Source organism: Pseudomonas capeferrum (genome assembly GCF_013523055.1).
GTDB classification, from domain to species: domain Bacteria; phylum Pseudomonadota; class Gammaproteobacteria; order Pseudomonadales; family Pseudomonadaceae; genus Aquipseudomonas; species Aquipseudomonas capeferrum_A.
Genome location: NZ_JAAMQM010000020.1, coordinates 43,684 through 61,506, shown reverse-complemented (window position 1 = coordinate 61,506; position 17,823 = coordinate 43,684). Strand labels below are relative to the sequence as shown.

Below are 17,823 nucleotides of genomic sequence, written 5' to 3'. Positions count from 1 at the left end.
ATGGATCAACCCCTACTGGCAGCACCTACCCTGTGGGCCCTGCTGCAGCGTCGCGCCAACCTGACACCAGTGGCAACCATGCTCATTGATGGGCGTAGCCGCCAACGCATGAGTTTTGCCCAGGCGCTGCACATCGCCGAACGGCTAGCCGCAGGTTTCCAGCAGCGAGGTATTGGCCCCGGTTCGGTCGTGACCTGGCAGCTCCCCACCGGCATACCGGCGGTGCTGACTGCGCTGGCGCTGGCGCGCCTGGGCGCGATACAGACGCCGATCATCTCCCTGTATGGGGAGCATGAACTGCGCAGCGTGCTGGCGCGGAATCGCTCGCAGTTTCTCTTGGTGCCGGGCAGCCAAGAGCGTGATTACCCGGCGATGGCGCAACGCGTATGCCAAGGCCTTGGGCTCAAGCCGGTCACCATCGTGATGGCCGGCGACCTGCCCCAAGGCAAGCCAGCCGAGCTGCCGCCGGTGCCGGAAGACGGTGCCGCTGTGCGCTGGGTGTACTACACCTCGGGCACTACGTCCGAGCCCAAAGGGGCCCGTCACACCGATCAGACCCTGATGATCGCAGGGCGTAACCTTGCCCGAGCGATGGGTGTGGATGCCACGGACGTAGGCTCCATGGCGTTCCCCTATGCGCACATTGGCGGGGCAATGTATACCGCCATGCTGCTGTGCAGCGGGATGAGTGCCGTGCTGCTGGACAAGTTCCAGGTGGCCGAGGCCGCCGCGATTTTCCGGGATCTCAAGGTCAGTACTACCGGCGGTAGTACCGCCCACTATGAAGCCTGGCTGGCCGAACAGCGGCGCCAGCCAGGGGAGCCACTGTTACCTTCGCTGCGCCTGCTTTGCGGGGGTGGCGCGCCAAAGCCGGCTGAACTGTACTACCAGGTCAAGGCTGAGCTCGGCTGTGCGCTGACGCACAATTACGGCATGACCGAAGTGCCGCTCATCTGCGCCAGCTCGCCCGAGCATAGCGATGAACAGCTTGCGAACTGTGAGGGGCTGCCGGTTGAGGAGGTAGAACTGCGTATCGTGCATGCTGACGGCAGCCTTGCCGCAGTGGGCGAGAGTGGCGAAGTTCGCGTGCGCGGGCATGCGGTGTTCAAGGGCTATACAGATCCCGCCCTGGATGCCGAGGCATTTGATCAACAGGGCTTCTTCCGCACTGGCGATCTGGGAGTGGTACGTGCAGATGGCAGGGTGACGCTTACCGGGCGGCTGAAGGATGTGATCATTCGCAAGGGTGAAAACATCTCGGCGCGGGAGTTGGAAGATCTGCTCTACGAACACCCCAAGGTGGCTGGCGTGGCGGTAATCGGCTTGCCCGATGCCGAGCGCGGTGAACGCGTCTGCGCGGTCATCGAGCCTAGTGATGGCCTACCGCCGTTGCAGTTCGAAGAGATGGTCGACTACTTTCTCAAGCGCGGAATCATGCTGCAGAAGATACCTGAGCAACTCGAACGGGTTGACCGCCTGCCTCGTAATGAAACGCTCAACAAGATCCTTAAGCATGTGCTCAGGGAGCGCTATAGCGGCTAGGGCAGGGTAAGCAGTGCCAGCGAAGGGCCGCGCTGCGGCCCCGGCCTACTTTCAGCTCAGCGTCTCGATCACGGCATCACTATGACTGACAGTGCTGTACAGCGGCAGCTGATTACGCACGATAAATTCATGGGTCTCGGCCGAAGCGCCAGCGATGCAGTCTTCCGGAACCACCACCTGGTAGCCCAGATCCGAGCCGCAGAGAGACAAGCCAGAGATTGCCACGTTCGTGGACACCCCGACCGGCACTAGCGTCTGCACGCCCATGTTACGCAGCAGTGAATCCAGCTCGGTGCCATGGAAGCCGACCAAGGAGAAGCTGCGAGCGTGAACCAGGTCGGTAGCTTGGGGTTTTAGCGCATCGACCGGCAGTACATCCCGGCTACCAGCGATCATGCGCTGGGCCTTGACCGAACGGACGATGATCGCGCTGGTGCGCGGTAGGTCAGGGTAACCAGGGCGGTGCACGACGTGTAAATGAATGACAGGCAGTTCTGCCTTTCTGAATGCCTCTGCAAGGCGAGCGATGCGCTGCACGATGTTGCGCTTCGCAGCCTGCTCGGCCAGCCCTTCGAAAGGTGACAGCGATGGGTCTATAACCCCTTGCTGACACTCGCTTATCAGCAGCGCTGCGCGCTGTCCCTTATCCAAGCCTCTGAGCATGTTGCCTCCATCTTTGTTGTTTTTCGTCGTTATGGTGGGTCGCAGCGGATTTACATATTGCGTCACACAGCCTTTATAGCTGATAGTTTATCAGTTTCTTGGCGATGGGATAGCTGAAATGAATGATCATGCAAGTGTGTCAGAACTGCTCAGGGATTCGGCGAACGATTTTCTAGCGGGCAATCATGCGCCCTCCCGCCTGCGCGGCTGGATCGGCCGGGTGCGCCCGCTTGAACGGCGGCTATGGCAAGGGATGGCTGAGCTAGGCTGGACCGGTGTCATGCTACCGGAGGTGCTAGGTGGCAGTGAGCTCGGCTTGAGCGAAGCCTGTGTATTGACCGAGGTTATGGGCAGACATTTGCTTGCAGAGCCCTTTGTCGCCTGCTGTGTGATGCCATCGGTGCTGCTCCAGGCAGCCGCTAGGCACAACCACAGCGCTGACGTAGCCGAGCTAGCCGGTTGGCTGAGCCTGGCTGAGCGGCCCATCACGCTCGCTTGGCAGGAGGCCGCAGGGCAACTGGCGCTACCGCTCCCCGCATGCCGGGTCGAGAACGGCGTGCTGTGGGGCAGCAAGCAATTCGTGTTGGGCTGTGAGGAAGATTCGGTGCTGCTGGTAAGCGCCCAGTTGGACGGCCAGTTTGCCTTGGTAGCGATCGCTGCCGATGCCTCAGGCGTTGCCATAGACGATTTTGCGGCCGGCATCGGCGCCCAGGCCCATGTGCACTTCAACGAGGCTCCATTGTTGTACGCTGAGCCGCTGTTGGTGGGTGCTGAGGCTGAGTTAGCGCTGCGACAGGCGCTGGCGGCAGGGCGTATCGCCCACAGCGCTGAACAGGCTGGGCAGGCCGCTGGCTGCCTGCAGCAGACGCTTGATTATGTGAGCCAGCGCGTACAGTTCGCACGTCCGCTCGGTTCGTTCCAAACCGTACAACACCGCTGCGTGGACCTGCATATCGAGATCTCGTTGGCCAATGCTGCCTGGCAGCACGCCCTGGAATGCTATGAACAGGCGCCCTTGGCCAGCACGACCGAGGCCGCGATCAGTGCCGCCAAGGCACGGTGCGGTTCGGCGGCGCGCCTGACCAGCAAGCAAGCCGTGCAGTTGCATGGTGCAATGGGCTTTGCAGAAGAGGTGGATATTGGCCTGTATTTGCGTGCTGCGCAGTTTGGCGGGGCCTGGTTGGGCTCGGTCGAGGCCCATCGGCGCCGCTTTGCAGCGGCGTACCCAAGCGTGCGTGCGCAGCAGTTAGCGGACACAGAAGGCCTGGAAATTCAGCTAAGCGCGTCCAGTGACCCGCGCGAGTGGTCTGATGACGAGTTTCGCTTGCGCCTGCGCCGTTGGTTGCAAGGCCATTACCCCGCGCACTTGAAACAGAGCGATCGACGCCCGTTCCTGCGCCTTCGCGGGGACGATCTTCGCGATTGGCTGCGGCTGTTGGACAACCACGGCTGGCGCGCCCCCGCCTGGCCGCGTGAGTATGGCGGCATGGGCATTTCTTTCAGCAAGCAGTGGATCTATCAGCAGGAGATGGAGCGTGCTGGGGTAGGACGCATTATCGACAATGGCGAGACCCAGCTCGGCCCAACCCTGATTCAATGGGGTAGCCAGGCGCAGAGGGCCTATTATCTGCCGCGCATTCTGCGCTGCGAAGACGTCTGGTGCCAAGGTTACTCGGAGCCCGGCGCCGGCTCGGACCTGGCCAGCCTGCGTACGCAAGCCGTGCGCGAGGGCGATGAATACGTGGTTAGCGGGCAGAAGATCTGGAGTACCCACGCAACAGACTGCACTCACATCTTTACCCTCGTACGGACTGGCAAGTTCGAGAAGAAGCAGCAGGGCATCAGCTTTCTGCTGATTGACCTGAATGCTCCAGGTGTAAGCATCCGTCCCATCGCCAACATTGCCGGTGAGAACGAGTTTTGCGAGGTGTTTTTCGACGCGGTGCGGGTGCCCGCTGAAAACCTGGTGGGCGAACTGCACCAGGGCTGGAGTGTGGCCAAGGCCTTGCTGGGGCATGAGCGGATCTGGCTCGGCAGCTCGGCAATGGCCGGTAGCGCCCTGGACCTGGCCGAACGCCTGGTTGCGCAGCTGCACCGCAGCGGTGACCAAGGCGTGCTTGATCGGCTCGGGAGCCTGCAAGCCGATCTACACGATTACCGCCTCCTCTATGCGCAGCTTTGCACCCGCATTGCCCAGCAAGGGATCGAACCGGGGCCTGAAGCCTCGGTGCTGAAAGTCTATGTCTCTGAACTGTTGCAGCGGATCACCGAATTCAACCTGGAGGTCAGCGAAGAGTATGGCGGCGTTGTGGGCGATGTGCAGATCGGCAACCTGGGCACAGACCTGCACTGGCCGCTGATGATGGCCAGACCAGTGAGCGTCTATGCAGGCGCCAACGAAATACAACGGGACATTCTGGCCAAGGCTGTCCTCAACTTGCCCAACGCCCCCCGAGGCTGAAAAAGCACCTGGAGAATTGCATGAGAGAAGCTGTCATTGTTTCCACCGCCCGCACCCCGATAGGCAAGGCTCATCGCGGCGCGCTCAACGATATCAAGTCGCCTAGCATGACCGGCCATGTGCTCCTGCAAGCCTCGTTACGCGCGGGTATCGAACCGGGGCAGGTCGAGGATGTCATCATCGGGGCTGCCATGGGCGCCGGGACAGCAGGGCGTAACTTGGCGCGAGCGGCTGCGCTGCGCGCCGGCATGGGGGTCACAGTTGCCGGTTCCACGGTAGACCGCCAATGCGCCTCAGGCTTGATGGCGGTGGCAATAGCCGCCAAACAGGTCATGGTTGATCACATGGATATCGTGATAGGCGGCGGGGCAGAGAACGTCAGTGCGCTGACGCCTAGCTATCTTGAATGGGCTGTACGGGACAAGGATGAGGCCCTGGTAGAGGTTGTGCCTACAGCCTACATGCCGATGATCGAGACGGCTGAATATGTCGCCCGCACCTACGGGATCAGCCGCGCAGTACAAGATGAATTCGCTCTGCTGGCCAACCAGCGTGCGAGTGCCGCGCGTGCCCGTGGCGTGTTTGATGAAGAGATCGCGCCGCTGCTTGTGCGGCAAAAGCTGGTGGACAAGGAGACCAAGGCGATCAGTTATAAGGAGTTTTTGTTCTCCCAAGATGAGTGTTTACGCCCAGACACCACTGCGCAGGGTCTTGCCGCCCTACAACCAGTGCTGCAAGGCGGCAGCGTCACGGCCGGCAACGCAAGCCAGTTGTCCGATGGCGCTAGCGCGTGTGTGCTCATGGAGGCCAGGCTTGCCGAGCAACGCGGCTTGCAGCCCCTGGGGGCCTATCGCGGCTTTATGGTTACGGGCTGCGCGCCGGAGGAAATGGGGATCGGCCCGCTTTCGGCCGTGCCGCAACTGCTCAAGAAGCATGGACTGACGGTGGCTGACGTGGGGCTGTGGGAGCTGAACGAGGCATTTGCCTGCCAGGCCCTGTACTGCCGTGACAAGCTGGGTATCGACCCAGACCGCTTCAATGTCAACGGTGGTGGCATCGCCTTGGGGCACCCCTTCGGCATGACCGGTTCGCGCCTGGTCGGTAGTGCACTGCTGGAAGGGCGTCGTCGTGGCGTGCGCTACGTCGTCGTCACCATGTGCGTAGGTGGTGGCATGGGCGCCGCTGGCTTGTTTGAAGTGTACGGCTAAGGGCTCGGCATAGCGAGCGGGCGTCCTCACTAGGGCGCCCGCTTTTTTTATGCTTGAGGACATATACCGCGGGGCCTGTGGCGCATAAAAAAAGCATGACCAGAGAGTCCCGGCCATGCTTTAGGTAACAACGGTGCGCAAGCGGTTGACGCCCAACCCTTGGCTGCTGGGCTCGTGTAAGCCGGTCAAACCGACACGCCAATGGACCTCTCGCGGGCAGCCAACTGCTCGAAGTGGTGCATGCTACTACCCATCGCACCATTGATCATGGTCATGCGCTTGAAATAGTGGCCGATCACATATTCCTCGGTCACGCCGATGCCACCATGCAGTTGAATAGCCTGCCCGCACACGAAATGGCCACTCTTGCCGATATGCGCCTTGGCAACCGAGAGCGCGCGGCTGCGTTGGGCTGGGCTGTGCTCCAGGCTGGAAAGAGCGTAGTGCAGGGTTGCGCGGGAGAGTTCCAGCTCGATTAACATCTCGCTCATGCGGTGCTGTAGGCTCTGGAAATCCCCCAGCAATTGGCCGAACTGCTTGCGGATCTTCAGGTAGTCCCGGGTAATCCACAGCGCGCGCTCCATCACCCCAATGGCTTCGGCACACAGGGCGAGGGTGGCATGTTCGACACCGTGGCGCAGCGCAGCGAAGCCATGGCCGACGCTACCGAGGAGGTCTTTATCGCTGACCTCGACATCCTTCAGGTACAGATGGCAGGCCCAACGGTTATCGATCAGGCGCACGTCGCGACGCTCCACTCCGGGTGCGTTAGGGTCGACAAGAAACAGGCTGATACCGTGCTCGTCGTCGCTGTTGGCGCTAGTGCGTCCCGAAACGATCAGCAGGTCGGCAACGTTGCCAGCAACCACTGCACTTTTCTCGCCATTAAGCCGCCAGCGCCCATCGTCGATTGCGGTTGCGCGGGTGTGCACGCTCGCCATGTTGCCACGGGCATTGACCTCTTCGTGGGCTAGCACCGGCAGTGCCTCACCCAGGCACAGAGCTTGGAGCAGCGGGCCGGCCTTGGGGTCAGCCGTGGCAGCCAGGGTCTGCGCGGCCAGAACCGCGATAGCCCAATAGGGCTCGACGCACAGCACCCGGCCGCATTCCTCCATGACCAGCGCCGCCTCAACGGCGGAGCAGTTCATGCCACCGAATTCCTCCGGTACCGTCAGGCCAAGCAACCCCAAGTCAGCCAGTTGCTGCCAATGAGCTGCATCGAACGACCCGCGGTCGATCACCTGGCTGCGCTTGTCAAAAGCGCAGTTGGCCTCCATGAACCGGCGCACGCTGGCCTGCAACATGCTCTGTTCTTCGTTGAGTTGAAAATTCATGGCTCAGAGCTCCAGAAATGAGCGTGCAATAATGGTGCGCTGTACTTCGTTGGCCCCACCATAGATGGTGGTAGCACGCCGATAGAAGTAGTCAGCCATGATGCCTGGGGCATAGTCGGGCCCCGGTGCCCACGCCTTCTCCACGGCGGCGTTGGCCAGCGGGTCGGGGTAGACGTAACTGGCGTAGCAGCCCAGCGCCTCGACCTGCAGGTCGCCAATTTTCTGTAGCAGTTCCGAACCACGAATTTTCAACAGCGACCCCATTGGCAAGCGGCTTTGCCCGCCAGCCTTCTCATGCAGAGCGCGCAAGCTAAGCCAGCGCAGGGCGAGCAGGTCGGTCTCCAGTTGGGCCAGGCGGGGCGCGAAGCCAGCGCGGTCGATCAGGCGCTGGCCGTCGGCCTGTTCGACGTTCAAGAAGGTGCGCAAGCGTGCCAGGTTGGCATTGTTGCGTGGCCACTCGGCGCTGAAGGCACGCTCGTTTTCCAGCAGGAACTTGGCATAGGTCCAGCCTTTACCTTCTTCACCTACCAGATTGCTCGCGGGAATCCGCACGTCATCAAAAAAGACTTCGTTGAGGCTGTGGCTTTCGCCAATGTCGTGGATTGGCCTGATGGTCACGCCGGGGGCCTCGCGATCGACCAGCATCATGGAGATGCCACGCTGGCGGGCTTCGGGGTCGGTTTTGACCAAGACAAAGATCATTTCTGCGGTTTCGACGAACGACGTCCAGATCTTGCGACCATTGATCACGTACTCGTCGCCATCACATACCGCACGCGTGCTCAATGAGCCCAAATCGGAGCCCGCATTGGGCTCGGAAAAACCCTGGCCCCAGTAGACATCGCCGTTAAGGATGCGCGGGCCGTATTCCGCCTTCATGGCCTCACTGCCAAAGGTCATGATAACCGGCCCGATCATCTTGAAGCCGGCAGTGTCCACCGGCGGCGCGCCTGCAAATAAACATTCTTCATCGAAGATGAACTGGCGCACGGGCGACCAACCCGTACCCCCCCACTGCTTGGGCCAATTGCCGCCGGACAAACCGTGGCGATTGAGGATCTTGGTCCATTGCCGGATATCTTCTCGCAACGGGTGGTAGCCACGGTGATTGCGCTCGGCCAAGTCCGTGGGGAGGTTGGCTTGGATGAACGCGCGGACCTCTTGACGGAACTGCTCGTCTTCCAGATTCTGGGTGAAATGCATGGGTCAATCCTGTTCGTTCCGAGCGGTGGTCCCGCTCCTGTTGTTAGTAGGCATCAGGTTCACCGCGGTTTATTTGGCCAACGCATTGAAGGGCACGCCCTTGTCCGGTCGGTGGTCCTGGGGCAAGCCCAGCACCCGCTCGGCCAGGGTATTGAGGAGCAACTCATCGGTGCCGCCGGCGATCCGCAAGCTCGGGTCTAGCCACGCGCGGGCGAAATCGTTGACCGAGTGACCATGAGCGGCCAGCTGGGCACCATTGGCGCCCAGCAGGTCCAAGGCCATTGCCGCCAGGTTCTGCCGGGTCCGGCCTAGTAGAAGCTTGCGTATCGCCCCTTCAGGCCCCGGCTCCTGGCCGCGGGCAAAGGCTTCCAAGGCGCGACGGTGGATAGCCCTCAACCCTTGGCGCTCGACGTAGGTTTCAGCTATGCGCGCGCGCACCTCGCCATCGGCCAAAGCCGGGCTGCCATTGAGTCGGGCCTTGCTGGCCAGGTCGATGAAGTTTTCCAGGGTGGGGCCGTAACCGGACTCGTCGGTAACCGCGTAGCGCTCGATCATCAAGGTCTCGACGGCGACCTTGAAACCGCCATTGACCTCACCGAGACGTTGCTCATCGGCCACGAACACCTCGTCGAAAAACACCTCGTTGAGGTCTTTTTCCTCGCCCAATCGGCGGATCGGCTGCACCGTGATGCCCTTCGATCGCATATCCAGGAAGAAGTAGGTCAGGCCCGCGTGCTTGGGCAGGCTTGCATCAGTGCGCGCCACGACGACACCCCAGTCAGCGATCTGCGCCCAGCTGGTCCAGACCTTCTGCCCACTGAGCAGCCAGCCACCTTCTGTGGGTACTGCCTTGAGGCGTAACGACGCGAGGTCCGAGCCGGCCGAGGGCTCGGAAAACAGCTGGCACCAGATAAGCTCACCGCGCACCGTGGCCGGGCCCAATTTTTGTTTCCAGGCCTGCGGCGCATAGCGAAGGAATATGGGGAGTGGGTTGTTCAGGCTAATGCCGAAATAGACGAGAGGCAGGTCGTAGTGCATCTCTTCTTCGCAAAAGATGACTTTTTTCAGCTCGCTTTCACCCGCGCCGCCATATTCGCGGGGCAGGGTTATGCAGCCATAGCCGTGCTCGACCTTGTGCGCCTGCCAGGCGCGGGCCAAGGCCAGGTCATCATCGAAAGACAAACCGTGCCGAGCCTGGCCGCTGTAGCGGGGTGCGTGCTCAGCGAGCCAGGCCTGGGCATCTTCGCGGTAGCACCTGAGTTCATGGTTCATGCGGATCCCCCCACTTCCACGGTTGTGGATTCAAGCCCAAGGTCAGTCAGCAGCCGCTCACGCCAGTAAGCGACGCTGCCCAGTTCCAATGCCAAGCTGCGAGCACGACGATAGTAGTGGTGCGGCATGGCTTCCCAGGTGACGCCCATGCCACCGTGAACATGCAGGTTCTCCTGGGCGGCGAGGTTGTAGGCGCGCGTGGCCGCAATGCGTGCAGCGCAGGTCAACTGTTGTTTGTCAGGGCGCTGTTGCTGCCACGCGTCTAGCGCATCGGCGGCGCAACCTCGGGCGATTTCCAGCAGGCAGTAGATTTCCGCCAACTTGTGCTTGATGCCTTGGAAACCCCCGATGGCCTGGCCAAATGCCCGGCGCTCGCGGGCATAGTCGCAGGCCATGTCGAGGCAAGCATGGGTGCCGCCAAGCTGTTCGAAAGCAGTTGCCAGCGCCGCCAAACTGCTGATCTCGCTGACCAGCTCGGCGCCCCCGAGGTAAACGGCCTCGGTTTGCTCAAACTGCAATGCCGCGGCGGCACGGGCGTTGTCGAAACCCTCGAGCACCTGGCGTTTTACCGATGGTTGATCAAGGTGAACCAGGTAAAGGCCATCGCCGCGTTCATTTACGCCATGGACCAGCGCGACATCCGCTACCGCAGCAAAGGCTGCGAGCGCTTTCACACCATCGATGCGGCCGTTGCTCTCCTTGGCAGCACCTGGGCTGCAGATCCCGCTATCGCTCGGGTCGGCCAGCGCCAACGCAGCCGTCAACGCGCCGCTGGTCAAGTCTTCCAGCAATTGCTGATGGCCAGAAATGCCGGCACTGATCACGGCATGCGCAGTGAGCGCGTTGGCAATGAGGGGCAGGGCACCGGTTAGCCGCCCAAGCTCTTCGCAGATCACGGCAAGGCCGCTCCAGCCTAGCGCCAACCCACCCACTTGTTCTGGCATGGCCACCGATGGCCAGCCTTGTTCAACAGCGTGCCGCCAGAGCGCCTGGTCGAAACTGCCAGGCGCGTTCAACAGGTTTTTCAAGTGCTCAGGTGTTGCCTGGTCCACGAGCAGGCGACGCGCCTGTTCACGGATGCTGGCGAGGTCTTCAGCGTGGTCTGCTTGCATGCGGGCTCTCTCAGGCAGGAGTGAACAGCGGGAGGTAGACGTCCTCCATCGCTTCAAAGATGACCTTCACACGTTGGCCTATAAAGGCCGCGTCGGTAGGGCAGCCCACGATGTTGGTCGTCAGTTGCAGCCCTTGCTGCTCATCCAGGCCAACAATTGCGACAACGTAGGGCACCTCTTGATCTGGGCTCCAGCGCTGGTGATTGACGGTCAGGGCTTCGATGGTGCCCATACCTGAGACAGCCTCGGCGGCGAGGTTGCGACTCAGGCACTTAGGGCAAACGACGCCGGGCGGGTGCAGCCAGAAACGGCAGTCGCCACAGCGCAGAAAACGCAGTTGGCCGTCTGCTCCGCCAGTCCAGAAGAAGCGGTTGAGGTCATTCAGTTCGGGAAGCGTTCGGTTGGAAACAGTGCTCATGGGTTCTCCAAGGGCCAGGGGGAAACCTTGCATCATGCGCCAGGTCCCGGTTAGCCATCTACAACAGTCCTGCATGCAAGCAAAACTAACACAGTGTTACTTTTGATGTATAGTTTCTTCGGCGGCACGGTTCCAGCAAGCAGACCGTAGAGTTAGCACCAACCAAAAATTGCGCGGGCTATGCCTGCTGTCAAAATCCATTTATAGCTGACTCAGGGTCAGCTATATTGCATCCTTAGGAGATACGCGAATGTCCGGTCTTATCGTGGTTACAGGCGCCGCTGGCGCATTAGGGCAAGCGGTAGCACATGCGTTCATCGAGCAAGGTCACGCGGTGCTCCTGGTGGACTTCAACGACGCAGTCCTTCACTCAGCGTATGAAGGCGTAGGTGGCAACGTGCAGTTTGTAGTAGCAGACCTGACCGATGGCGCGGCGACCCAGGCCAAGCTCGGCGCCGCCTTGGCGGCCTCGGGGCCTGCGTTCGCGCTGTGCAACATCGCTGGTGGTTTCGCGATGGGCGCGCCGGTACACGACGCTGACGCATCAGTGTGGGAGCGCATGCTGGACATGAACGTGGCGACCACGCTCAATGCATGCCGGGCGGTAGTTCCCGGCATGCTGTCGGCTGGCGCAGGCAAGATCATCAACGTTTCGGCCGCTTCGGCGAACACCGGCAAGGGCAGCATGGGCGCGTACTGCGCCGCTAAGAGCGCGGTAGCGCGGATCACCGAGTCAATGGCCCAAGAGCTACGAGAGGGCGGCATCAACGTCAACGCCGTGGCGCCTAGCATTATCGACACGCCAGCCAACCGCGCGGCGATGCCCGATGCAGACCCAAGCAAATGGGTTTCTACCCGACAACTGGCGGATATCATCAGCTTCCTGGCCTCTGCCCAAGCAAGTGCCCTGCACGGTGCGGTGATCCCCGTGGTGGGCCTGTCCTGATGGGCGCGGGTGCTTTGGTTGGGCGGCCTGAGGCTGGCGTTTGCCAGATCAGCTTCAACCGCCCGCAACGGCGTAACGCCCTGGATCTGGAGACTTACCGTCAAGTGACGCAAGCGCTGCAGGCGGCAGACCTTGAGCCCGCCATCAGCGTCATCGTGCTGACCGGGGAGGGCGAGCACTTTACCGCGGGCAACGACCTGGCAGACTTCCGCTTGCTGAAGGGCGCGCAGTCAGTACCGGGTATCGACTTTCTTCGCGTACTCGCAGGGGTACGCAAACCCGTCATTGCAGCTGTAGAGGGCTACGCGATAGGCATCGGCACAACGCTTCTACTGCATTGCGACCTTGCCTATGCAAGTAAGAGTAGTACGTTTCGCATGCCCTTTGTGGCGCTGGGGCTATGCCCAGAGGGCGGCGCCAGCTACTTACTGCCGCGCCTAAGCGGCACTAAGGTTGCCTCTAACCTGCTGTTTTTTGCAGAGCCTTTCCCCGCCCACGTGGCCCGAGAGGTCGGGTTGATTAATGAGGTGGTAGAGGCGGGGAGTGCCCTGAGTGTTGCGCTAGAGCGGGCCAAGGCACTGACGCACTTGCCCGCCGAAGCACTGCGGCACACCAAGGCGCTGATGGCGAGCCATTGCCGTAGCGAGCTGGAGGCTGCCATGGCCGCCGAAGAGCGCGCCTTCCTGGAATGCTGTGCCTCGGATGAGGCGCAGGCCCTGTTCGATGCTTTTCTCACCCGCTAGGGAATTGACAATGACGGTTCTGCTCAGGCGCCGCGAAGGCCCTATAGAGATACTTACCCTTAACCGGCCCGAGCAGCGTAACGCGCTGAACCCCGAACTGATCGAGGCGCTATCAGAGGCCTTGGCGCAAAGCGAAGTGAACCCGCAGGTCCGGGTGCTTGTATTGACCGCCACGGGTACCAATGCGTTCTGCGCTGGGATGGACCTAAAAGCGTTCTCCGAGGGCGCCATCCTGGAGCAGGGGCGATCAACGGCCTGCTTTGAAACTTTCCTGCAAGGTCGTTTTAGCAAACCGGTGATTGCTGCAGTCAATGGGACCGCGGTAGGGGGCGGCTTCGAGCTCATGCTGGCCTGTGACATGGCGGTAATGGCAAACAACGCTAAGTTGGGTTTGCCTGAGGTTAAGCACGGCTTGTTCCCGGCCGGCACAGGCGTACTGCTACCTGCCCGGATTCCACTTCCCATCGCATTGGAGATGGGTTTGACCGGTGGCCTGTTAGACGCACCCCGAGCCCTCCAGCTCGGCCTGGTCAACCGCGTTGAAGCCCTTGCGAATGTTCTGCCCGCAGCGCTGGACTTTGCCCAAAGTGTCGCAGACAACAGCCCGCTTGGGGTGGCCGCCACCAAACGGCTGATGTGCTTATGCGAAAAGGAAGGCGCCGCTGCGGCTTTGGCCGCGTTGCCGGCTCAGGTTGCAGCGGTTTTCAGTAGTCAGGATGCGCGGGAGGGCGCAGCGGCGTTCGCTCAGAAGCGCTCCCCGGTTTGGCGAAACCAATAGTGCTGGATGAACTGCAAGCCATTTCTCATCGCAGGGGGATTCCTCAGTAGCGGTGACCAGGCTTGGCAAGGGTGTCGGGTTTGGGTTCACGGCCGGTGGCGCGTATCAGCAGGGCGATCAGCACAAGGAGTCGGCAATCGACAGGTACAGGCTGCCCCAGCGCCGCGAGGCAAGGGACACGGCCCACATCAGCAGGGGCGTGACAATGAGCTTCAGGTAAAAGAGCGTCATTGCCTGTATTCAGCAGGTGGGCTCGGCAACGGCTACGCCCGCCTTGATGACCGGGTCGGTACTGAAGCCTACATGGATGACCCGGGTTTCCAGCTTCATGCGATCGGTCCTTGAGGTAGGTGAAAGTGATCGAGCACGCGATGCAGAGGGTGTAGTGGTCAACACGGCTCTATGGAGCCAGGCCTAAGGCAGCAGGTCTACTCGCCCCAGGACATCATGCTACCCCCCAACGTTGTCGAACCCGCTACTACGGCGCCTGAGAGGATTGCCCCTTGGACGGTGCCGATCCCCGGGACCGCCACGCTGCTCGCTGTAAACACGGTGAGGGCCGCTCCAACATCCGCAACAATCACGGTTGCGCCGCCGAGTCGCCACATCCACTTCTTGAAGTTGGCCGCAGACTCGGCTTGCTGGGCTTCGGCATCGTTGATTGCCTGGAGTTGCCTGGCACTGGTGCAGAACTCTTGTTTAAGCTCGTCGACCTGTTTCGAGACTGCACCCGGATCGATAGGAGCACCAACGTTGGCCTGGAATTTTGACAGCTTGTGAATGAGGTCATGAGCGAGATCCTTATCGAGCCCTGCATCCTGGAAGACCTTTTCTTCGACGGGCACGAACGCCAAAGTAAAAAGCTGAGGGTTCCGCGCCATCTCGGTACGTAGCTTGTCACTCTCGGCGGAGGTTTTGGCAACGCTCTGCAGGCCCTCCTTGAACTTTGGGTCCTCAAGTAACTGCCCTAAAGCGTTGCAGGCCAGGGTAGTGACCTGTATCAGATCGCTGCGCTTGGGCGAGGGTGATTTGCCAAGGATTTCATGGATCTGGTTGATGCTTTTGGCGAAATACGGGAACGCAGTATCAGCGAAGGCCAAGCTCGTCGGAAGGGCTAGCAGGAAGAGCAATAGAAACCTAAGCATTGGCAGTCACCTAGTCGGTTTCGGGACGAAAGCTGACCTCGCGTCGCGCGATACGCGAGGCTGGCTTCGCGAGCGCACGGTTGCTGATGGTCCCCGTACCAGGCCAAAGGCCGGTCAGACAATATGGGGTCTAGTCCGTCGCGGGATGGCTGTCAAATAGGCCAGGCCAGTCGCAAACCTGTTTGAAAAGTTGACCTGTATGAATGCCCAATGCTGTCCGTTTGCGCGGCAGTAGAGCAGCGAAACTTTTTTCGGAGTGACAGCAAACAGGTGGATCGGAAGACTTTTCTCGCTCAGCCGGATGTACACGACTTCATCGACTGGCTGCAGGTAACGCTCTCAAAGCTCAAGGTTCATCTGCGTTTTTGCGTCGAGCAAGTTTGTGAAGGGTAGCCTGGACCAACAGGTGGTCGGCATCCTGAACGTGCATGCGCTGTAATGCTGGGCAGCGGCTGGCAGGGCTACTAGACCGGGGCAGTGGGTGGCATCCAACGATCTGGGCCAGCACCAAGGTTTCCCTGGACCTGTTGCGCAACCGGTTGGAGACGGCCGTGCGGTCCTGCAATGGGGTGGGTACGCGGGGCGGTGCCTTTCCTCAACCGGTTGCGGCAACAGGGCACGTTGGTGGATTACTTCAACCGCTGCCGGCTGTTGTTCGACCAGGGTGCCAAGCAACGGCTCTCCCAACTGAGCGACAAGACCATAGCGTGACACCCAACTCCTGCATCATGGTCGCACCAGTACGGCGCAAGTCAGGCCCAAGGGGCGCGAGAGGAATTGCTCAGGCAGGTGATTCAAACACGCGAGCAGCTGGAGGCGGTGCGCGCTTCCCTGGCTCGCCAGCAGCTCGAACGTGAACATCTCGAGGATGAACTGGGGAACTGTCGTGTCGCGCTCGCCGCCTGCCAGGCACGCCTGGAACAGGCCTCGGAAAACCCGGTGGAACACCGGAAGTGATCGCGTGGTCCATGCCTAGGCAGTTCACTCGCAATGACAGCTAAGGAGCATGACATGGACAATTATCACCTGAACCCCACTTCAGAAGGCTGGGAACTCAAGAAAGAGGGTGCCGAACGCGCCTCCAAGCGGGGCGCTACCAAGCAGGAACTGGTGAGTGCGTTGTCCGATTATTTCGACGGCAAGACAGCCTCGGTAAAAATCCACCGCGCCGACGGCAGCATCGAAGAAGAGCGCACTTATCCAAGGTCCGCGGATCCTAGCAAGTCCAAGGGTTGACCCGATGCGGCTCGCGTTCACGAAAATGGCAAGGACAGCATGAAGATCGCGTGTCTGGGATGGGGCTCATTGATCTGGAAGCCGGAACCGCTGGAAGTCGTCGGCCCGTGGCATGAGGACGGGCCGCACGTGCCCGTAGAGTTCTGCCGCGTGGCGGATGGCAGCGAGCTGGCCACGGCGATCTGCCTCACCACATCGCCGCTGCCGGTGTACTGGGCCGTGCTCGCCAGCGCCGATCTGGCCGAGGCATGCCAAACCCTGAAAGCGCGCGAGCAGATACCGGCACACCGCGGCGACGCTATCGGCTCGCTGATTGTCCGTGAAGACGACCAAGGCGTCCTCGGCCGATGGGCGGCTGCTCGTGAACTCGATGCCGTGGTGTGGACCGCCTTGCCGCCGCGCTACGCAAATATCGAAAACAGAATGCCTTCGCAGGTTGATGTCATCGAGTATCTCGGTAGTCTCACAGGGGATGCGCTGGAGCATGCCAAGCGCTATATCCAGCGAGTACCCCCACAGATCCGGACACCCTATCGCAGTGCGATCGAGCAGACGTTCGGCTGGTAGCGCCGGAGCCGATAGAGCCTGCGACAACCTGCCTGATTAACTCAATCTTGTAATGCTTTGTTACTTCCGCTGGCGAAGCTGTTACCATTCAAGGCCCGTGATGAGCAGATGATACTGAAAGTATCGCACCCCTCGACGCTGTTTCCGTTCCGAATTCGGTACGGACGCCCTGATGCCAGCCCAGCATAAAAAGAGCAGCCAGCCAGGCTTGCCATCCCCTGTTCCGGCCTGCGCTTCGCGCAACGATGGCGGTGCCGACTTCGGTCTGCATGTTTTTCCCCACGTCATGGCATCGTTCGTTTCAACCTGAACGTTCTGGAACCTGGGCAGTCGATCAATGTGCCCTCGTGGGCAATTCGGCTGTCGCCAAGGGACTGCATCAGGTCGATACAGCGTTAGAACGCTCGGCCCTTGCCTTGCGTCATCCGGGTTTCCTTGTGAGTAGTCATAGGTGAACCTACATGTTGTTGTCCAAGCAAACCTCGCGAAGAAAGTTTCTGCTTTCTTCACTGATCGCCCTCCCTGCGCTGGGCGTGACCATGAAAGGGCTCAGTGCGGCCGTGGCCGCGGAAATGATAGCCCCGAGCCTTGAAGCCTATACCCCGACCTTCTTCAGCCCCGCTGAATGGACGTTCATCATGTCGGCCTGCGATCGGTTGATTCCGGGTGAAGGCCGTGGCCCGGGCGCGCTGGAAACCAACGTGCCGATCTTCATCGACCAGCAGCTGGCCAGCGACCTGGGCAGCGAGATCTACCTGGAGGGGCCGTTCGACGTGAATGCGCCCGCCACCCTGGGTTACCAGCTGCCTTTCCTGCCCCAGCAGATCTACCGCAAGAGCATCGCTGCCATCGAGGCATGGTGCCAGGACACGCACCGTCAGCGTTTCGCATTGCTCGATCCCGCCGCCCAGGACGATGTGCTCAAGAAGGTCCAGGCCGGAGAGGTGAATTTCACCGCCTATGGCGAGGACATCCTGACCTCCAAGCCGTTCTTCTCCGAGTTGCTCAACCATACCCGGCAGGGCTACCTGGCCGACCCGATCTATGGCGGCAACAAGGGAATGAAGGCCTGGATCGCCATCGGCTTCCCGGGCGCGCGTGCCAGCTACCTGGAATGGGTGGCACAGCACAACGTCCAGTACCCACTTGGGCCGGTCAGTCTCAGCGGCGATCGCGGCTGATCCATTCGCAATGC

General features: G+C 61.0%; 18 protein-coding genes and 1 pseudogene. 11 read left to right on the top strand and 8 right to left on the bottom strand.

Features of this window, described 5'->3' with window-relative positions:
* Positions 1 to 1,542, top strand: a complete 1,542-nt coding sequence (locus tag G7009_RS21190; protein WP_181132052.1) for a class I adenylate-forming enzyme family protein — start codon at positions 1 to 3, stop codon at positions 1,540 to 1,542.
* A 51-nt stretch (positions 1,543 to 1,593) separates the two neighbouring features.
* Here the strand turns inward: G7009_RS21190 and G7009_RS21185 are convergent, their stop codons facing one another.
* Positions 1,594 to 2,205, bottom strand: a complete 612-nt coding sequence (locus G7009_RS21185; protein ID WP_181132051.1) for a cysteine hydrolase family protein — start codon at positions 2,203 to 2,205, stop codon at positions 1,594 to 1,596.
* A gap of 118 nt (positions 2,206 to 2,323) precedes the next feature.
* Here G7009_RS21185 and G7009_RS28080 point away from each other — a divergent pair, with 118 nt between their 5' ends.
* Positions 2,324 to 4,666 (top strand): acyl-CoA dehydrogenase, encoded by a 2,343-nt coding sequence (locus tag G7009_RS28080; RefSeq protein WP_181132050.1) that lies wholly within the window; start codon positions 2,324 to 2,326, stop codon positions 4,664 to 4,666.
* A 20-nt stretch (positions 4,667 to 4,686) separates the two neighbouring features.
* Positions 4,687 to 5,874, top strand: a complete 1,188-nt coding sequence (locus G7009_RS21175; RefSeq protein WP_181132049.1) for an acetyl-CoA C-acyltransferase — start codon at positions 4,687 to 4,689, stop codon at positions 5,872 to 5,874.
* A gap of 185 nt (positions 5,875 to 6,059) precedes the next feature.
* Here the strand turns inward: G7009_RS21175 and G7009_RS21170 are convergent, their stop codons facing one another.
* From G7009_RS21170 to G7009_RS21150, 5 genes are all read right to left on the bottom strand, one after another.
* On the bottom strand, positions 6,060 to 7,208 hold the full coding sequence (locus G7009_RS21170; RefSeq protein ID WP_181132048.1) for an acyl-CoA dehydrogenase family protein: 1,149 nt from the start codon (positions 7,206 to 7,208) through the stop codon (positions 6,060 to 6,062).
* 3 nt (positions 7,209 to 7,211) lie between these two features.
* Positions 7,212 to 8,411 (bottom strand): acyl-CoA dehydrogenase family protein, encoded by a 1,200-nt coding sequence (locus tag G7009_RS21165; RefSeq protein WP_181132047.1) that lies wholly within the window; start codon positions 8,409 to 8,411, stop codon positions 7,212 to 7,214.
* A gap of 69 nt (positions 8,412 to 8,480) precedes the next feature.
* Positions 8,481 to 9,683 (bottom strand): acyl-CoA dehydrogenase family protein, encoded by a 1,203-nt coding sequence (locus tag G7009_RS21160; protein ID WP_181132046.1) that lies wholly within the window; start codon positions 9,681 to 9,683, stop codon positions 8,481 to 8,483.
* Positions 9,680 to 10,795: an acyl-CoA dehydrogenase family protein gene (locus G7009_RS21155; RefSeq protein WP_181132045.1), complete on the bottom strand. Its 1,116-nt coding sequence runs from the start codon at positions 10,793 to 10,795 to the stop codon at positions 9,680 to 9,682. Before G7009_RS21155 ends, G7009_RS21160 begins: the two co-directional genes overlap by 4 nt.
* 10 nt (positions 10,796 to 10,805) lie before the next feature.
* Entirely contained in the window at positions 10,806 to 11,213 is a 408-nt protein-coding gene (locus G7009_RS21150) for a Zn-ribbon domain-containing OB-fold protein (protein WP_181132044.1), read from the bottom strand.
* 250 nt (positions 11,214 to 11,463) lie between these two features.
* Here G7009_RS21150 and G7009_RS21145 point away from each other — a divergent pair, with 250 nt between their 5' ends.
* Genes G7009_RS21145 through G7009_RS21135 form a run of 3 tightly spaced genes read left to right on the top strand, consistent with a single transcriptional unit; the run spans position 11,464 to position 13,680 of the window.
* Complete coding sequence (locus G7009_RS21145; protein WP_181132043.1) at positions 11,464 to 12,159, top strand: SDR family NAD(P)-dependent oxidoreductase; 696 nt, start codon at positions 11,464 to 11,466, stop codon at positions 12,157 to 12,159.
* Positions 12,159 to 12,902 carry an enoyl-CoA hydratase-related protein gene (locus G7009_RS21140; protein WP_181132042.1) on the top strand — a complete coding sequence of 248 codons (744 nt, stop codon included), beginning with the start codon at positions 12,159 to 12,161 and terminating at the stop codon, positions 12,900 to 12,902. The genes G7009_RS21145 and G7009_RS21140 overlap by 1 nt, the downstream gene beginning before the upstream one ends.
* 10 nt (positions 12,903 to 12,912) lie before the next feature.
* On the top strand, positions 12,913 to 13,680 hold the full coding sequence (locus tag G7009_RS21135) for an enoyl-CoA hydratase-related protein (RefSeq protein WP_181132041.1): 768 nt from the start codon (positions 12,913 to 12,915) through the stop codon (positions 13,678 to 13,680).
* A gap of 46 nt (positions 13,681 to 13,726) precedes the next feature.
* Here G7009_RS21135 and G7009_RS21130 read toward each other — a convergent pair.
* Together G7009_RS21130 and G7009_RS21125 are read right to left on the bottom strand one after the other, a co-directional pair.
* Positions 13,727 to 13,911 (bottom strand): annotated as a pseudogene (locus tag G7009_RS21130) (hypothetical protein); the annotation flags it as partial.
* 197 nt (positions 13,912 to 14,108) lie between these two features.
* The gene (locus G7009_RS21125; RefSeq protein ID WP_181132040.1) at positions 14,109 to 14,825 is read right to left on the bottom strand and encodes a hypothetical protein; all 717 of its coding nucleotides are present in this window, start codon (positions 14,823 to 14,825) and stop codon (positions 14,109 to 14,111) included.
* A 564-nt stretch (positions 14,826 to 15,389) separates the two neighbouring features.
* Between G7009_RS21125 and G7009_RS21120 the strand changes: the two genes are divergently transcribed.
* The 5 genes from G7009_RS21120 (at position 15,390) to G7009_RS21100 (ending at position 17,809) form a co-directional block, all read left to right on the top strand.
* Positions 15,390 to 15,536, top strand: coding sequence for a hypothetical protein (locus tag G7009_RS21120; RefSeq protein ID WP_181132039.1), 147 nt, complete (start codon positions 15,390 to 15,392; stop codon positions 15,534 to 15,536).
* Positions 15,537 to 15,614: 78 nt separating this feature from the next.
* Entirely contained in the window at positions 15,615 to 15,782 is a 168-nt protein-coding gene (locus tag G7009_RS21115; protein ID WP_181132038.1) for a hypothetical protein, read from the top strand.
* 54 nt (positions 15,783 to 15,836) lie between these two features.
* Positions 15,837 to 16,061, top strand: a complete 225-nt coding sequence (locus G7009_RS21110; RefSeq protein WP_181132037.1) for a DUF2188 domain-containing protein — start codon at positions 15,837 to 15,839, stop codon at positions 16,059 to 16,061.
* A gap of 39 nt (positions 16,062 to 16,100) precedes the next feature.
* Positions 16,101 to 16,628, top strand: a complete 528-nt coding sequence (locus tag G7009_RS21105) for a hypothetical protein (RefSeq protein ID WP_181132036.1) — start codon at positions 16,101 to 16,103, stop codon at positions 16,626 to 16,628.
* A gap of 461 nt (positions 16,629 to 17,089) precedes the next feature.
* Positions 17,090 to 17,809: a gluconate 2-dehydrogenase subunit 3 family protein gene (locus G7009_RS21100; protein ID WP_181132035.1), complete on the top strand. Its 720-nt coding sequence runs from the start codon at positions 17,090 to 17,092 to the stop codon at positions 17,807 to 17,809.
* Positions 17,810 to 17,823: the final 14 nt, after the last annotated feature.

What these genes read in the sequence shown, in the direction of transcription:
- G7009_RS21190 (WP_181132052.1), top strand. Translation starts at nt 1, where the DNA reads ATGGATCAACCCCTACTGGCAGCACCTACCCTGTGGGCCCTGCTGCAG.
- G7009_RS21185 (WP_181132051.1), bottom strand. Translation starts at nt 2,205, where the DNA reads ATGCTCAGAGGCTTGGATAAGGGACAGCGCGCAGCGCTGCTGATAAGC.
- G7009_RS28080 (WP_181132050.1), top strand. Translation starts at nt 2,324, where the DNA reads ATGAATGATCATGCAAGTGTGTCAGAACTGCTCAGGGATTCGGCGAAC.
- G7009_RS21175 (WP_181132049.1), top strand. Translation starts at nt 4,687, where the DNA reads ATGAGAGAAGCTGTCATTGTTTCCACCGCCCGCACCCCGATAGGCAAG.
- G7009_RS21170 (WP_181132048.1), bottom strand. Translation starts at nt 7,208, where the DNA reads ATGAATTTTCAACTCAACGAAGAACAGAGCATGTTGCAGGCCAGCGTG.
- G7009_RS21165 (WP_181132047.1), bottom strand. Translation starts at nt 8,411, where the DNA reads ATGCATTTCACCCAGAATCTGGAAGACGAGCAGTTCCGTCAAGAGGTC.
- G7009_RS21160 (WP_181132046.1), bottom strand. Translation starts at nt 9,683, where the DNA reads ATGAACCATGAACTCAGGTGCTACCGCGAAGATGCCCAGGCCTGGCTC.
- G7009_RS21155 (WP_181132045.1), bottom strand. Translation starts at nt 10,795, where the DNA reads ATGCAAGCAGACCACGCTGAAGACCTCGCCAGCATCCGTGAACAGGCG.
- G7009_RS21150 (WP_181132044.1), bottom strand. Translation starts at nt 11,213, where the DNA reads ATGAGCACTGTTTCCAACCGAACGCTTCCCGAACTGAATGACCTCAAC.
- G7009_RS21145 (WP_181132043.1), top strand. Translation starts at nt 11,464, where the DNA reads ATGTCCGGTCTTATCGTGGTTACAGGCGCCGCTGGCGCATTAGGGCAA.
- G7009_RS21140 (WP_181132042.1), top strand. Translation starts at nt 12,159, where the DNA reads ATGGGCGCGGGTGCTTTGGTTGGGCGGCCTGAGGCTGGCGTTTGCCAG.
- G7009_RS21135 (WP_181132041.1), top strand. Translation starts at nt 12,913, where the DNA reads ATGACGGTTCTGCTCAGGCGCCGCGAAGGCCCTATAGAGATACTTACC.
- G7009_RS21125 (WP_181132040.1), bottom strand. Translation starts at nt 14,825, where the DNA reads ATGCTTAGGTTTCTATTGCTCTTCCTGCTAGCCCTTCCGACGAGCTTG.
- G7009_RS21120 (WP_181132039.1), top strand. Translation starts at nt 15,390, where the DNA reads ATGGGGTGGGTACGCGGGGCGGTGCCTTTCCTCAACCGGTTGCGGCAA.
- G7009_RS21110 (WP_181132037.1), top strand. Translation starts at nt 15,837, where the DNA reads ATGGACAATTATCACCTGAACCCCACTTCAGAAGGCTGGGAACTCAAG.
- G7009_RS21105 (WP_181132036.1), top strand. Translation starts at nt 16,101, where the DNA reads ATGAAGATCGCGTGTCTGGGATGGGGCTCATTGATCTGGAAGCCGGAA.
- G7009_RS21100 (WP_181132035.1), top strand. Translation starts at nt 17,090, where the DNA reads ATGTTGTTGTCCAAGCAAACCTCGCGAAGAAAGTTTCTGCTTTCTTCA.